Below are 14,280 nucleotides of genomic sequence, written 5' to 3'. Positions count from 1 at the left end.
CGCAGGATCGCTTGCCTCCGAAGTCACGACGCGCTCGGCGGCGGGTGACGGGCGATGGCGGATGCGGTAAGCGGCAGGTGGCCTGGGCGCGCCGACGGTGGGAACAGGGACGGAACTCATCGCAGGCCCCCGGCTGCTTCGAGCTGATTGATGAGGTCTCGGGCCGGCTCGTGACCGGGATCGGCGACAAGCACGGCGTCAAGCTGATGCCTTGCGGCGACGGGATCGCCTGCCAGCAGGGCAAGTTGTGCACCAAGCAGCTGGACCGTGATGTCGAGGCGTCGTTGCGGATCCTCGTCGAAGAGAATCAGCGACGGCAGCGAGGTGGCGAAGTAGTCGATGACGGCCGGTGTCCGGGCGAGCTGCTCGGCATGCCGGGCCAGGCCGGTCATCAACTCGTCGGCGTATTCGGACTCACCCAGCCGGCGAGCCGCCAGAATCGAGTAGTAGGTGTTCTCCGAGAAGTCCGACGGGCTCATCTCGGCGAAGTCGCCTCGCGATGCGGCAGCCTCCCGCCAGTACCGCTTCGCGTTGTGGTGATCTCCTGCCGCGTCCAGGGCGATGCCCATCGCCAGGAACAGCCGGGCCGGACTGCCCAGTGGGTGGCGCCTTTCACCGAGCGACCCGGGTGGGTTCAACGCAGCTTCGACGTGCGTGACGGCCGCCGCGGTGTCGCCGCGTGCCAATGCCTGCTCCGCCAAGGACAGTCTGGTCCGCTCCCAGGCCCGCAGCACCTGGCCCTCTCCGCCCTCCCACGGCTGGAAACGGCGATTTACCAACATCTCGAGGGCCTCGCCGGCTCGGCCGACGGTGACCAGCAATTGGGCGTACGCCACCGCCAGGTCGTCCCGCTCGACAAGCGCCGACGGAAACTGCTCGAGCCGGTGGAGGCGGACATCCACCGGCACCCCGATGCGCTTGAACAGCTGGTCGGACTCGGACAACAGCCGGGCATCTCCCGGTGCTTGCCGCACCGCCTGTTCATACGCCGCGGTGGCCGCCTGCGGATCGTGCCGGTGGTTGTAGGAGGCGACCGCGATATTGCGCCACACCACGGGGTCGGAGGGATCGAGGGCGACCGACTGCTGCCAGTGGCTGATGGCGTGGTCGACCCGGTTGTGGGCGTAGTACCAGTGGCCGAGCAGCGCGGCCGCTGTGGCGTCGGCAGGGTCGGCCGCCAGCGCGGCCTCCAGCGCAGCGACGTCGTCGAGGCGGGAGAGGAAGTTCCAGGTGCGGTCTCCTGAGCGCGCGGGCTCGCGCCGCAGCCGCGTGCGCCGCGTCGCCGAGGCGGTCCGCGGCCACCGCGGCGTGGTAGTCGGCGACCACCGCGCAGGCCGTCTGGCCGAGCGGGCGATGCGCATCTGCGGCGCGGGTGTCGTCGAGTAGTTTCCATGCGGTCCGCGACTCGCCGATCCGGGCGTATTCGACCGCCAGGTCGAGCAGCGTCTGCGCCTCCGTGTGGCCGCGGGTGGTGTCCAGGCGGCCTGCCAGATGCAGCGCCCAGACGTCCAGCGGGTCAAGCGCCAGCGTCTCGGCGAGGCGAGGAACTGCTCGGCCTGCGCGATGTGCTCCACGCGGCGCAGCAGCACCGGCGTCGGCCCGATGGTCGTAGCCGCCGAAGAAGTCCCCTTGCGAGCCAAGGCACATGTACGACGTCGGAACCGGGATGTTGCGGGGCCAGTCCAGCCGGTCGCCCGGCACGCGGCGCGGGCTGTCCGGGCGGCTGTCCAGGTCGCGCCGACTCGGATAGTCGACCCCGTAATACGAGCCCGTTGCCACCGGAAAGGTGCTGATCGCCCGTTTCGCGTGATCGGCGACCACGGAGACGTCGGAAGGAAAGAACGACTGGTAGTCGGCGTGCACCCGGGCACCACCCCGCCCGCCGACCATGGCCCGGCGAGCCCGACCAACGCCGGTTTGATGACCGGATTGGCATAGAACATCGGGTAGCCGGTCCGTTTGTCGACCGCGACCTGGATCCGCCCACCCAGCTCAGGAAGAATCAGCAGGCGCAGGTAGGCGTTCTCCAGATGCAGCCCCAACCATTGGCGGTCGGTGCGGGCCTCCCCAACTCGATCATGAAAGGGCAAAGGAAACACCCGGCCAGAAGATCCCTGATAAACCCGGCGATCGAGGTACGCGGGGTATCGGCAGGGCGACTCGGGCAGGTACGTCGGGATGGTGACCGGTGCAGCCCAGGTCGCCACCGGTGCGTCCACCAGGCGTTGCGGACGTTGCGGCAGATCGAAGTCAGGTGCGAGCACGGATCAGACGCTAGGCTCGTGCCAGGGCGTTCGGAATGCAGGGATCGACTGCCAACCTGGACGATTCTCTGATCCTCACTAGACTTGCGCGATGCGCCTGCGCGACGGCTTTCCTGGTCAGAGACTGCACGTGCTGCCTCGACTTCTGGTCAACCAAGCACAGCAGCGCAAGCCGACCTCACGCATGCTGGTCACCGACGCCGGATACTTCCCGCATGCGGCGATGCACGGTCGATCTCGGCCGGCCGGCGCAGGCGAAACGATTGTGATCATGTGCGCGGACGGCAGCGGCTGGTGCGAACTTGCCGGGGTCAAGCACGACGTGGGTCCGAACGAGGTACTGATCATTCCCGCGGGGGTACCCCACAGCTACTACGCCGTCGCGGCCGAGCCGTGGTCGAGCTGGTGGTTGCACATCACCGGTGATGACGTCCCCGACCTCCTTGCCGCCGTAGGCCTCACGGTTGCCGCACCGAGGGCCCCGATGGCCGACCCGGTGCGTGCCTTCGCGTTCGTGGAGAGCATCTGCGATGACCTGGCTCGCGACGAGACGGCCGCGAGTCTCACCGCAGCCGCCGGCGCGGCGTGGCACCTGCTCGCCCAACTGGCCGCCGAACGCGACGTACGGTGGGTGGCCCAGGAGCCTGTCGCCCGCGTACAGGACCACCTTCGCGCGCATCTCGCAGCGCCCGTCAACCTGCCCGCGCTCGCCGCCCTGGCCGGGTACAGCACCTCACACTTCTCCGCCCGGTTCCGCACGGTGACCGGCTTCTCCGTCACCGAATACGTCAAGCGCCTGCGGATGTCCCTGGCACGTCAGCTGCTCATCACGAGCGACCACAGCGTGGCTGAGATCGCTGCCGCCGTCGGCTATCCCGATCCCTTCTACTTCTCCCGTCACTTCACCGCCGTCAACGGCGTCAGCCCGCGCGAGTTCCGCCGTCGCGCCAAGGAGGAAAACGCTCCTCGTCCCCCTGCGTGATCGCGTCGGTCGCCTACCCGGCGCTGCGGTACGGCGCCAGCCGGTAGGCGCAGCGATCGAAAGTTTAACCGTTTGTATTGACACTCTTTCAGGTGTGGGGTTAGTTTCCGAGTCCCCAATTGTTAAAGCGTTTTCATGCGTCCTTCGATTGGAGCGCTCGTGCCTCAGCTTCCCCGCCGCACGCAGCTGACCGGCACCGCTCCGGCGGGCGCCGCGAGCCAGCCCCCCACGCTGCCGGCAGGCCAACGCATCAGCCGGCGCCGCTTCCTCACCAGTTCGGCGCTGGCCGGTGGCGCGTTGACCGTGCCGCTGCTCGGAGCCTGCAACGCCAGCACGGAGTCCGGTGACGGCAAGACCGTCCTGACCGTCATGTACAAGAACAACGAGCTGACGAAGGAGCAGATCGCCGACTTCGAGGCCAAGAACCCCGATATCAAGATCAGCTTCATTGAGCACGACGGCACCCGGCTCAACGCGATGCTCGCCTCGAACGAGCCGCCGGACCTCGTGCGCGGGCCGGCCGTCGGCAGCGCACGGACCAACGCGCAGGGGTTGGCCACCGAGCTGGACCCGTACCTGGACAAGAGCAGCGTGCTGAACAAGGAAGACCTGCTGCCTGTCAACGACAGCTTCCGGTGGGACGGCAAGCAGATCGGCCGTGGCCCGTACTACGGGCTCGTCAAGGACTGGAGCCAGGACGCGACGCTCTGGTACAACCGGGCGCTGTTCGAAGAGGCCAAGATCGAGCAACTGAGCACGACCGAGCCGATCTCCTACGACGAGCTGTTGGAGATCGGGAAGAAGCTGACCAAGAAGAGCGGTGGCAAGACTCAGGTCTACGGCCTCGGCTTGGAATGGGCATGGAACCTGTACGCACCGATCTCGATGATGATTCTCCAGCAGGGCGGCGATGTCTACAGCGCGGACCTGACCGAGACCGACATGACCACGCCGGAGGCCCTGCGAGCGCTGCGATGGTACGTCGACTTCGCCAAGGCCGGCGTCGGTCCCACCTCCCTGGACCCGGCGCCGGACGGCGCCGACCTGTCGCTGTTCCTCGCCAAGCGGATGGCGATCACCCAGGACGGTTACTGGTACGGCGGCAATTTCGTCGAAGAGTCCGACGAGATCAAGAACAACATCGCGATGGCGCCCGCGCCGGTGATGGGCGACAACCGGATCAGCCCGACGTACGCGGGCTGGGGCGCCTACATCCCCGCGAAGGCCAAGCACAAGGCCGAGGCCTGGAGGCTCATGGAGTACTTCATGGCCGGGGAGCCGTCGGAGGACCGAGCCAAGAGCGGCTGGGGCATTCCGGCCTTGGAGTCGCAGCTGGAGCTGATGCCACAGGAACTGCCGTACCAGAAGCAGGTTTATCAGACGCAGCAGGCCGAGTTGGAGTACGCCGGGCAACTGCCCGACTCTCCCTACATCGGCGGCGCCACCGCATGGGACCCCGTACTCGACAAGCACCTTCAGCGGGCCATCAAGGGCGAGGTCACCGTCGAGGCCGCAGGCAAGGCGATCACCGACGAGATCAACAAAAAGCTGAAGCAGGGCAAGGAGCAGATCGGCTAGTGGCCGCCATGGCAACGAAAAGGGCGCGGGGCGGCAGGAAAGGCTGGCAGCGGTACTCCAGCCGGACGTTCTACCTGTTCGTCTCGCCGTGGCTGCTCGGCTTCGTGCTGCTCACGGCGCTACCGCTCGGCTACGCGTTAGCGATCAGCTTTACCAACTTCGACGGTCGCAGCCCGCGTTGGCGCTGGGTGGGCTTGCGCAACTACGCCGAGCTCTTTGGTGACGCGGATGCCCTCGCCAGCCTGGTCCGCACCCTCGCGTTCACTGCGATCGCGGTGCCGCTCATGGTGGCCGGCGGGCTCGGTCTGGCGGTGCTGCTCAATCAGCGGCTGAGGGCGGTCGGACTGTTCCGCGCGATCTTCTTCCTGCCATCGGTCGTCCCGGTGGTCGCCACGGCCATCATGTGGAAGCTGATCTTCAACCGGGACGCCGGCATCCTCAACGAGATTCTGGATCTGATCAGCATCCCTCCGATCACCTGGCTGGTCGACCCGAACGCGTTCTACGCGCTGGTCATCCTTATCCTGTGGGGACTCGGCGGCGGGATGGTGATCATGCTTGCCGCCCTGCAGGGCGTACCGGCTGAACTGGAAGAGGCGGCGGTCACCGACGGCGCCAACCGCTGGCAGGTGTTCCGGCACGTCACCGTTCCGATGATCTCGCCGGTCATCTTCTTCCAGGTGGTGACCGGCATCATCTTCACCTTCCAGATCGTCATTCAGCCGCTGTTGCTGGCGCAGACGCGTGAGGTCGGCCAGGTGACTCACGTGCCGGAGAGCACCCACGTGTTCATGGTGCAGGTTTACGAGGAGTACTTCGCCAACAATCGCTACGGTTACGGCTCCGCGATGCTGTGGGTGTTCTTCCTGGTCATCCTGGTCGTCACGCTCATCGTGCTGCGGTCCAGCCGGCTGTGGGTGCATTACGAGGTCGACAGCGAGGCTGAACGATGACGCAGACCACCGAGGCCACGCCGCCCGCCGTCAGCACACGGCCGGCTACCCGGCGCCGGCCACGCCGTCGGGGCAACGCGGCGCGCACCTACCTGATCCTGATGGCACTCGCGGTATTTTTCGTTGGTCCGTTCGTCTGGCTTGTGCTTGCCGCGTTGAAGACCAAGGCGGAATGGGTGACGATCCCGGCGAAGATCCTGCCGGAGGAACCGCAGTGGGGGAACTTCACGCAGGCCCTCACCGAGATCAACTTCCCGGCATACCTGGGGAACTCGGCGTTCCTGTCGTTCGTGTTCGCGACTCTTGTGACGTTGTCCAGCGCGGCGGTCGGGTTTGGCTTCGCCCGCCTGCGTGGGCGCGGCAAACGCCCGCTGTTCGTGTTGGTGCTGTCCACCATGATGCTGCCGCAGATCCTCACCCTGATCCCGACGTACGTGCTGTTCGCCAGGGTGGGACTGGTCAACACGTACTGGCCATGGGTGATGTGGGGCCTCGCGGCGTCGCCATTCCTGGTGTTCTTGTTCCGCCAGTTCTTCGCCGCCATCCCCGCCGAACTGGAGGAGGCGGCGATCATCGACGGGTGCGGGTACGGCCGGATCTTCGTGCAGATCTTCCTGCCGCTGTCCCGGCCCGCGCTGTTGACTTCTTTTCTGCTCTCGTTCACCTGGACCTGGGGCGATTGGATCGCCCCGGCCCTGTTCCTCGATCCCGACCAGACCACACTGTCGGTCGCTATCGCCTCGTTCTACCTCGACCCTCATGGCAACCCCGACGCCACGGTGCAGGCGGCCGCCGCCACCCTCTACGTGGTACCCGTCCTGGTGGTCTTCCTGTTCGCTCAGCGCTACTTCATCCGCGGCGTTGTCAGTTCGGGCTTGAAGGGATAATCCTCGACACCCTTGGTTCTGGCGGTCGCCGATGGTGACATCGAAGCCCGTGTACCAACACGTGGCGTGACAAGGGCATCGGCCAGACCATTCACGACCTGCTGCGCCGGCAGGTGCGGGAAATGGCTCGTCGGAAGGCGGACCCGAACCTGGTGGTGCTCGGCACCCAGAGCGTGCACGCGGCGGCCGGAGTGCCCGCTGAGTCGACGGGGCGCGATGCGGCAAAAAAGTACCGGGCCGCAAGCGCGGCCTGGCCGTTGACGTTCTGGGGTTGGTGATCGCGGTAGTCGTGGCGGCCGCGTCTGCGCACGAGAACGCCGTCGGCATCGCGCTGCTGGACAAGGTCGCCGCCGACACCGACGCCGTGGAGAAGGCCCTGGTCGACCAGGGCCTCAAGAACGCCGCCGTCACGCACGGGGAAAAGGTGGGCATCGAGGTGGAGGTCGTGGAGCGCGATCCCGCGCATACGGGGTTCGTTCCCCAGGCCAAGGGGTGGGTCGTGGAACCCGCCTATGGGATCTTGATGTTGCACCGCAGGCTGGTGCGCGACTACGGGCATCTGCCCCGCAGTTCGCAGTCGCGGGTGTACTGGGCGATGACCGCGGTGATACTGCGTCGGCTGACCTCGGCGACCGTGCCCGCCTGACGCACCGCATGACCGGCGGGGAGCTGACGCTCGGCGCGGTGCTGGCACGGCTGGAGGAGCGGGAACGCGAGATCACCGCGCAGGCCGAGACGACGCGGGAACAGATCACGCAGCTGACCACACAGCTCGACGAACTCGGCCGGGCCGCCGAAGAAGTTCGGATCACCCACAAGACACTGCTGGCACCGCCCGGCCCGCAACCGCCCGCGCCGCCGGCACCGAAACTGCCGGACCATCCGGCCTGCCAGCAGATCATGGCGGTGTTCACTGCGGCCGACCATCCGCTGCGTGCGCGACAGGCGCGCGAGGCGATGGACGTGGCGGTCGCGCCCAACAACATCAACAACGTCCGCCTCAAGCCCGCCTCAAGCTCAAACGGCTGGCCGACCGCGGGATCCCGGCCGAGACCGAGCCAGGCTTGTTCACCCGGCCTCGGCCGTAGTCGACTCCTTCGTCGCTGTCTACTTGTCAGCGTAGGTAGCTGACCAGGGACAGGTTGTGTTCGCGGACTCCCTCGACGACCAGGTCCGCCATCCTTCCAGCGCCGTACTCGGAGAAGTGGGTGTTGTCCTTGTACCCGTCCTCCTCTTGGCGCAGGTAGAGCCTGGCGGAGGCGTTCGGACCCAGCGACTCCACCAGCTCCTTGCTCTTGGCGGTCAGGTCGATCACCGGCACGTTGAGCTGGGAGCCGACCCTGTGCATCTCCGCCGGCAGGTCGACGCCCATGCCGTTGACATGTCGCGCGGTAGGAGTGAGCCGGTCGCCGTTGAAGTGCCGCCGTACCGGTGGCGTGACCAGAACGGGGTCGCCACCCCTCTCCCGCACCTGGTTGATCATGGAAGTGAGGTTGCTGCGGTACGCCGATGCCGACGTGGACTTGTCGTTGTGTCCGAACTGGATGAATACCAGGTCGTCCCTCTTGATCAGCGGCTTCATCGTCGGGAACAGCTTCGAGTTGCGCAGGAAGCTCCCCGAGCTCTCGCCGGAGTCGCCGTAGTTGGCGACGACCGCGCCCGCCGACACGTGCGTGGGCATGAGCTGCCCCCAACCGGTCCACGGTGCGAGCATCTGGTCACACGTCGTCGAGTCACCCGCCAGGTACACCACCAGCGGGTCGTTCGCCGCCTGCACCGTCAGACCGGACAGCTTCGGCGCCGAACCGGCGAAGGTGACGTCCAGTCCGGGGTTACCCGTCCCGCCTTGGCCGGTCGGTTGGCCCTCTGGCTGCCGGACGTTGATGGTGTAGGTGTGCTTGGTGATCGTGCCGGCCGCGGTGTTGACCGCGGGCAGGATGCGGCGGCGGGCCTCCACCGACATCGAGGTGTTGCCCGCGGTGTCACGGTCGCCGATCCATGCGGTGACTTCGTAGTTGCCGGGAGCGACGTCGAAGTGGCACACGATCGGCGAACTGCGGACGCACTCCCGCGGCCAGCCGGGTGGCTGTGGTGGGGCGTCTCCGAGTTCGATGTCGAGGTGGTCGATGTTGGGTAGGCCGTTGGTGCTGGTGGGGTTGAGCCGGATGGTGTTGTCACCGGAGTTCAGTTGCACGACCGAGGTTGTGGTGGTCCAGTTGCTCCAACCGCTGGTGGGCGCGAATGACGTCGACAGCACCGTGTCGCCGTTGACGATCAGATCGGCAGGGCGTGTTGTGGTGGAGCCGTTGGCGTAGCCGATGGTGATCGTTGCGGTATCGGCCTCCGGGGCGTTCACGGTGAATTGGGCTGCGGCGCCGATTTCCTGGTCGCCGTTGCAGAATCCGGTGCCGGAGTAGCCGGAGTGGTTCGTGTCGATGGTGCCGTCGCAGGTTGCCGGGGCGGTCTCGGCCTCGTAACGGGTCTCCGCCGCGGCGGCGGCCACCGTGGGGCTGGTGAGGAGTCCGGCACTGGCCAATGCTGCGGCGAGTCCGGCACAGAGCAGCGACACACGCCGCCTAGACGAGCGCATGATGGACCTCCGAAAAGTGATCGAATCGCCTGGAATACAGGACGCAGCTTGCCTGGCCGGCGGAGCAAGAGGGCCAGCTTGGTAGGTGGCATGGTGGGGTGGGGCGCCGCCGGATCTTCGGCCCGCCCCATTCCACATCGCCGCTGCCCGGCGGCAGCGCCCACGGGTGCATGGCGAAGACCGCGACAGGCGCTCCGGCACGGATGGATTCCTTCGGTGACGAAGCCGACGTAAAACGGTTACTAAACAAGAAGCGGGCAGCTGTCAAGGGAGACGGCAGCAATCATCGAGTGGTGGATGTAAGCGCATTACCTCGTGAGCACTGGCCAACACCGGCGCGGTGCGGGTCGGCGACGCCAGCCGTTCGTCGCCGCGCTGATCGTCGCCCTTGTCCATGATCGTGGTGCGCCAGGACCGCGCGGAGGCGGCCGCAGGCCCTTCGTTCACCAATCCAGTGGTGCCGAGGTCCAACCGCGCCGACCCGACGTTGGTCCAGCACGACGGCCAGTACTACTACGTCGCCACCAACGTGGACGTCCGACATCCTGACGCGCCGCGCTTGGACGACCACAACTGGGGCACCGAGCCTGGTGCCGAAGTCCGGCAGTGGACCTGCAACAGTCAGGGGTCCTTTCTCCGTCCAGCGGTGGGTGGTCGACTGACCGACGCAAGGTCGTCAGGACACGCGGGGACGGGCCGAATTGCGTATCACCAGGTGCGTCCCGAGGAGGACGTGCGGTGGTGCGCCGCCGCGTTCCTCGTGCTCCAGTGCGAGGCGCACCGCGGTGCGCCCGGCCTCCTCGTGGGACAGGTGCACGGTGGTGAGGTCGAGATCGAGCGATGGCTGAAGGTCGTCGAATCCCACTATCGACACATCGTCTGGCACCTGGAGCCCGCCCTCGGCCAGCGCCCGGACGGCACCGCCGGCGATGAGGTCGTTGAGGGCGAAGACCGCGGTGAAGTCGCGCGGGCCGGCGGCCAGCCGCTCCTTCATCATCCGGTAACCCTCGTGCCACATCATCATGCCCTCGACCTCCAGCGCTGGGTCGTGCGGCACGCGGTGCGCCGCCAGCGCCCGGCGGTACCCGGCCACCCGGCCATCGGCGGTGGTGTAGCCGGGACGGCTGCCGAGGCACAGGATCCGCTCGTGTCCCGCGGACAGCAGGTGGCTGGTCGCCGCGAACGCGCCACCGTCGTTGTCGTACTCCACGACGACCGCGGGCACATCGGTGCCGAGCGGTGGGCGGCCGCACAGCACCAGCCGGGACCCGCTGGCGGCAAGGGCCTGCGCGTACCGGGCCATGCGCCTGTGGTACTTCTCGTCGGCAACCACGTTGCCGACCAGGATGACCGCCTCGGCATGCTGCTCACGCATGAACTGCACCATGGCGAGCTCGCGCTCGGGGTCGCCGCCGGTCGTGCCGACCAGGCACAGCCTGCCTTCGGCGGCGGTCTGCGCCTCCACGCCCTGGGCGATCTGCGCATAGGCCGGTGAGATCACCGAGTTGAGCACGATGGCGAGGCTTTTGGCCGGCGCGCCGGCAAGAGCGCGGGCGTGGGCATTGGCCACGTAGTCCAGTTCCTCGACGGCGTGCATCACGCGCTCGCGGGTGGCGGGTGAGGCCGGGTAGTCGCCGCTGAGGATTCGTGAGACCGTGGCGACGGAGACCCCTGCCCGGCGCGCCACCTCGCGGATCGTGGACCGCTGTTTGCCGTGGGCAGGCTCGCCAGTCCGTCGCGCCATATTGATCGGCCTTCCCGTCACCACGGTATCGGATGCATCGTTGAGGAAACGGTTACATATCCTTTATACCTTGTCAGCGGCGGCCTCTGAGGCCAGCGAACGGGCTCGCCCTCCACTGGGTAGCGCGCGTAGCTGACCCTGGTACCGAGCAGGACCTCGATCCGCTCCCCGTCCGGCAAGCCGCAGCGTGACCTCGTCGCCGTCGACGGACGCGGTGACCGACGCGCAGTGCGGCGGGATCGCGCGGCACTCTCCTGATCCGTCCAGACCGGATGATCCGCGGGCAGCAGTCCAAGAAACGCCTTGCCCGCCCAGTACGGCGAGGCCGGACCGGAGTAGTGCTGGGTGGCGGGCAGGAAACGGTCGTACCACCCGAGGCCGAACAGTCCGCGCTCGTCCGGCACGCCGTGTTCGGCGAAGTGCCGCAGCACGCCGCCGGCGATCCGTCGGGAACGGCCGGCGGGCAGCGGTGTCGCATCCGTCAGCTCGCCCAGCCACAGCGGTGAGACGCCGGCGTACCGGTAGCACAGCGACCGCCCCTGGTGCTCCGGCGCAACGTCACCGGCGAACATGTGCTGGTACTGCTGCAGGAAGAGGCGCAGCCGCTCGCGGTACACCTCCCGTGCTACCGGTCGCCGGACACCCTGGCCCACAGCGACGGGTACAGGTGCATGGCCCACCCGGCGTAGACAATGAGTCTTGACATGACCAAGACATACTTGGTCCACTGCGGTAGCGCGACAGTAAGCGTTTCAACACCGGGGACAGGTGGAGGGCAATGAGGCCCGAACTATCCCGTCGCACCGTTCCAGTCGGCGCGGCGGTGACCGGTGCGGCGAGCGGACTGCGCGCACCACGGCAGGCGGCCGCCGCACCGAGTGATCAGCGACCCGCGCCGCGACCCTGGCGCAGCGGTGCGGCGGGCGCAGGTCGCCGGGCGCGCAACCCCCGATCTGGCCGCCTGGGATACACGGGTGAGCAGCCGGCTGCACCTCGTGCCTGCCTGGGGCGACTACAGCCCGCGCCGGCTATCCGACCGCTGCTTCGGCGTCCGCAAACGTACCAGCACTGGTTATGGCTGGATCCAGGCCGGCACCGGCGGCCGCGCGTCCGGCCTCGGCTGCGTCGGCGGGATCAGCGGCGGGCTCGCCTTCGGCATACGCGACTTCCGGCAGCCGCACCCCACGCAGCTCGACATCCGCGGCGCGGCCGGGAAGACCGCCGAGGTGACGACCTGGCTCTTGCCGCCCGATGCCACACCTATGGATCTGCGCTTCTACCACGGCGGGATGGGCCAGGACACCTACTCCGGCAACAACACCATCCGGCTCGACCCGACCGCAGCAGCAGGACTGCTCCAACGTCGACTACACGGAAATCGGCCCCAACACCTAACACCACCCACAGCGGTCAGGAGGGCATCCCGATCTCCGATGCCCACCGAACCCGACACCTGAGGAGGTACATCATGCGCAGAGATCATGCGCACGGCCGGACGCAGACCCGATCGCCAGGCCGGGCGAGGAAACTGACCATGGCCGCGCTCGCGGCCGTCGTCGGGCTCCTTATCGCCACCGTGGTAGCCCACCCGGCGTCGGCGGATGAGAATTCGTATCAGCGGGGTCCCGATCCGACCAGGGAAGGTGTCGCGGACTCGCGGGGCAGCTTCGCCACCGCCCAAGTGAGTGTGCCACGGGGCAACGGCTTCGGCGGCGGGGTGATCTACTACCCGACCGACACCAGCCAGGGCACGTTCGGCGCGGTCGCCATCGTGCCGGGCTACACCGCCACCTGGGCAGCTGAAGGGGCCTGGATGGGGCATTGGCTGGCGTCGTTCGGGTTCGTGGTCATCGGGATAGACACCATCAACCGCAACGACCGGGAGACCTCGCGGGGGACCCAGTTGCTGGCGGCGATGGACTACCTGACGCAGCGCAGTCCGGTGCGTGACCGCGTCGACGCGAGCCGGGTGGCGGGGATGGGCCACTCGATGGGTGGCGGCGGCGCCGTGTACGCGGCCCTGCAGCGACCGTCGTTGAAGGCCGCGGTCGGGCTGGCGCCGTACAGCCCGTCGCGGGACTTGGACAACATGCGGGTCCCCACCTTGCTGGTGGCCGGCGAGAACGACACGGTCACCACGCCGGCCAGCACCCGCGGCCTCTACAACAGCATTCCGGCCTCGACGGAGCGGGCGTACCTCGAACTGTCCGACGCCGATCACAGCTTCCCCACCTCGAACAACTCGGTGATGATGCGCAAGGTCATCCCCTGGCTGAAGATCTTCGTCGACCACGACACGCGCTACAGCCAGTTCATGTGCCCGCTGATGGACTGGACCGGTGTCAAGGCGTACCGCAGCAGTTGCCCGCTTGACCCGGACGGACCGACCGATTCGTCGTTCAGCCTGGTCGGCGCCGATTCCGGCAGGTGTCTGGACGTCCCAGCCGCCGCCCAGACCAACGGCACCGGGCTGATCATCTACACCTGCAACGGGGCGGCCAATCAGCGTTGGACCCACACGGCGGCCGGCGAGTTGCGTGTCTACGGCAACGCCAAGTGCATGGAAGCGGGCGGCAGCGCGGGCAGCCGGGCAGTGATCAACTCGTGTACCGGCGGCGACATGCAGAAGTGGACGTTGAACGCCAACGGCTCGGTCACGAACGTCCAATCCGGTCTCTGTCTGGACGTCAGCGGCCGCAGCACCGCCAACAACGCCACCGTCAACGTCTGGACCTGCCACAACGGCCCCAACCAGACCTGGGACCGGCAACCCCCTGCCCCCTGAGAGGGCGGTATGAGACCTGATGCCCGATTCTTCGTTTCGTGCGGGACAAGCGGGCAGGTCGTGGCGACCTCGTTCCCCCGCTGATCGCGGTTGTCGTTCGGCTCCACTTCCTGCCGTTGGCGGCGGTGCTCGAGCAGCCTCGACTGCGAATACCGGCGCGCCTGTTGATCGCTTCCGGGGCGGCTGGAGTGACCGTCCGGCTCACGAACGGCCCGGACGAGACCGTTCGCCTCGTGGTAGGCCCTATTTCTGCGCTCTCCCTGTGGGATATGGCGAATTGCACAGTCGCAGGGGTGGCATCTGCTGCCGGGACAAGGGGGCGGCGATTGAGGGCTACCACGACGCATGACGGCCATCCTGTCTTGGTGGCATAGCGAGTGGGGCGGGGGGGGGGGGGGGGGGGGGGGGGGGGAAAAGGGGGGGGGGGGGGGGGGGGGAAAGAAAGATAAAGCGCGCCGGCGGCACCCCCCCCTGGAAGAACACAAAAAAAGAAAAAG

9 protein-coding genes and 3 pseudogenes are annotated in these 14,280 nt (G+C 67.4%); 8 read left to right on the top strand and 4 right to left on the bottom strand.

Annotated elements, in window-relative coordinates; all coding sequences use genetic code 11:
• Positions 1 to 116 precede the first annotated feature (116 nt).
• Positions 117 to 2,264, bottom strand: coding sequence for a tetratricopeptide repeat protein (locus ACZ5TL_RS16020; protein WP_468590288.1), 2,148 nt, complete (start codon positions 2,262 to 2,264; stop codon positions 117 to 119).
• Between the two features lie 91 nt (positions 2,265 to 2,355).
• On the opposite strand from ACZ5TL_RS16020, the gene ACZ5TL_RS16015 reads away from it, so the two are divergent.
• From ACZ5TL_RS16015 to ACZ5TL_RS15990, 6 genes and pseudogenes are all read left to right on the top strand, one after another.
• Positions 2,356 to 3,246, top strand: coding sequence for an AraC family transcriptional regulator (locus tag ACZ5TL_RS16015; protein ID WP_468590287.1), 891 nt, complete (start codon positions 2,356 to 2,358; stop codon positions 3,244 to 3,246).
• 159 nt (positions 3,247 to 3,405) lie between these two features.
• On the top strand, positions 3,406 to 4,824 hold the full coding sequence (locus ACZ5TL_RS16010) for an ABC transporter substrate-binding protein (protein ID WP_468590286.1): 1,419 nt from the start codon (positions 3,406 to 3,408) through the stop codon (positions 4,822 to 4,824).
• A gap of 8 nt (positions 4,825 to 4,832) precedes the next feature.
• Positions 4,833 to 5,777, top strand: coding sequence for a carbohydrate ABC transporter permease (locus ACZ5TL_RS16005; protein ID WP_468590527.1), 945 nt, complete (start codon positions 4,833 to 4,835; stop codon positions 5,775 to 5,777).
• Entirely contained in the window at positions 5,774 to 6,664 is an 891-nt protein-coding gene (locus ACZ5TL_RS16000) for a carbohydrate ABC transporter permease (RefSeq protein ID WP_468590285.1), read from the top strand. Before ACZ5TL_RS16005 ends, ACZ5TL_RS16000 begins: the two co-directional genes overlap by 4 nt.
• A gap of 62 nt (positions 6,665 to 6,726) precedes the next feature.
• A pseudogene (locus ACZ5TL_RS15995) lies at positions 6,727 to 7,310 on the top strand (transposase); the annotation flags it as partial.
• 8 nt (positions 7,311 to 7,318) lie between these two features.
• On the top strand, positions 7,319 to 7,795 hold the full coding sequence (locus tag ACZ5TL_RS15990) for a hypothetical protein (RefSeq protein WP_468590283.1): 477 nt from the start codon (positions 7,319 to 7,321) through the stop codon (positions 7,793 to 7,795).
• Here ACZ5TL_RS15990 and ACZ5TL_RS15985 read toward each other — a convergent pair.
• The 3 genes and pseudogenes from ACZ5TL_RS15985 to ACZ5TL_RS15975 form a co-directional block, all read right to left on the bottom strand.
• Positions 7,779 to 9,254 carry a GDSL-type esterase/lipase family protein gene (locus ACZ5TL_RS15985; protein WP_468590282.1) on the bottom strand — a complete coding sequence of 492 codons (1,476 nt, stop codon included), beginning with the start codon at positions 9,252 to 9,254 and terminating at the stop codon, positions 7,779 to 7,781. The genes ACZ5TL_RS15990 and ACZ5TL_RS15985 overlap by 17 nt on opposite strands.
• A gap of 676 nt (positions 9,255 to 9,930) precedes the next feature.
• The gene (locus ACZ5TL_RS15980) at positions 9,931 to 10,998 is read right to left on the bottom strand and encodes a LacI family DNA-binding transcriptional regulator (protein WP_468590280.1); all 1,068 of its coding nucleotides are present in this window, start codon (positions 10,996 to 10,998) and stop codon (positions 9,931 to 9,933) included.
• Positions 10,999 to 11,249: 251 nt separating this feature from the next.
• Positions 11,250 to 11,686: pseudogene (locus tag ACZ5TL_RS15975) on the bottom strand (DUF2264 domain-containing protein); the annotation flags it as partial.
• A 193-nt stretch (positions 11,687 to 11,879) separates the two neighbouring features.
• On the opposite strand from ACZ5TL_RS15975, the pseudogene ACZ5TL_RS15970 reads away from it, so the two are divergent.
• Together ACZ5TL_RS15970 and ACZ5TL_RS15965 are read left to right on the top strand one after the other, a co-directional pair.
• Positions 11,880 to 12,305: pseudogene (locus ACZ5TL_RS15970) on the top strand (exo-rhamnogalacturonan lyase family protein); the annotation flags it as partial.
• Positions 12,306 to 12,532: 227 nt separating this feature from the next.
• Entirely contained in the window at positions 12,533 to 13,783 is a 1,251-nt protein-coding gene (locus ACZ5TL_RS15965) for a poly(ethylene terephthalate) hydrolase family protein (protein WP_468590279.1), read from the top strand.
• Positions 13,784 to 14,280 lie beyond the last annotated feature (497 nt).

It is taken from the genome of Streptomyces sp. NPDC033136, from assembly GCF_055578235.1.
This window is presented reverse-complemented; position numbering and strand designations above follow the sequence as displayed.

What these genes read in the sequence shown, in the direction of transcription:
- ACZ5TL_RS15990 (WP_468590283.1), top strand. Translation starts at nt 7,319, where the DNA reads ATGACCGGCGGGGAGCTGACGCTCGGCGCGGTGCTGGCACGGCTGGAG.
- ACZ5TL_RS15985 (WP_468590282.1), bottom strand. Translation starts at nt 9,254, where the DNA reads ATGCGCTCGTCTAGGCGGCGTGTGTCGCTGCTCTGTGCCGGACTCGCC.
- ACZ5TL_RS15980 (WP_468590280.1), bottom strand. Translation starts at nt 10,998, where the DNA reads ATGGCGCGACGGACTGGCGAGCCTGCCCACGGCAAACAGCGGTCCACG.
- ACZ5TL_RS16000 (WP_468590285.1), top strand. Translation starts at nt 5,774, where the DNA reads ATGACGCAGACCACCGAGGCCACGCCGCCCGCCGTCAGCACACGGCCG.
- ACZ5TL_RS15965 (WP_468590279.1), top strand. Translation starts at nt 12,533, where the DNA reads ATGGCCGCGCTCGCGGCCGTCGTCGGGCTCCTTATCGCCACCGTGGTA.
- ACZ5TL_RS16015 (WP_468590287.1), top strand. Translation starts at nt 2,356, where the DNA reads ATGCGCCTGCGCGACGGCTTTCCTGGTCAGAGACTGCACGTGCTGCCT.
- ACZ5TL_RS16005 (WP_468590527.1), top strand. Translation starts at nt 4,833, where the DNA reads ATGGCAACGAAAAGGGCGCGGGGCGGCAGGAAAGGCTGGCAGCGGTAC.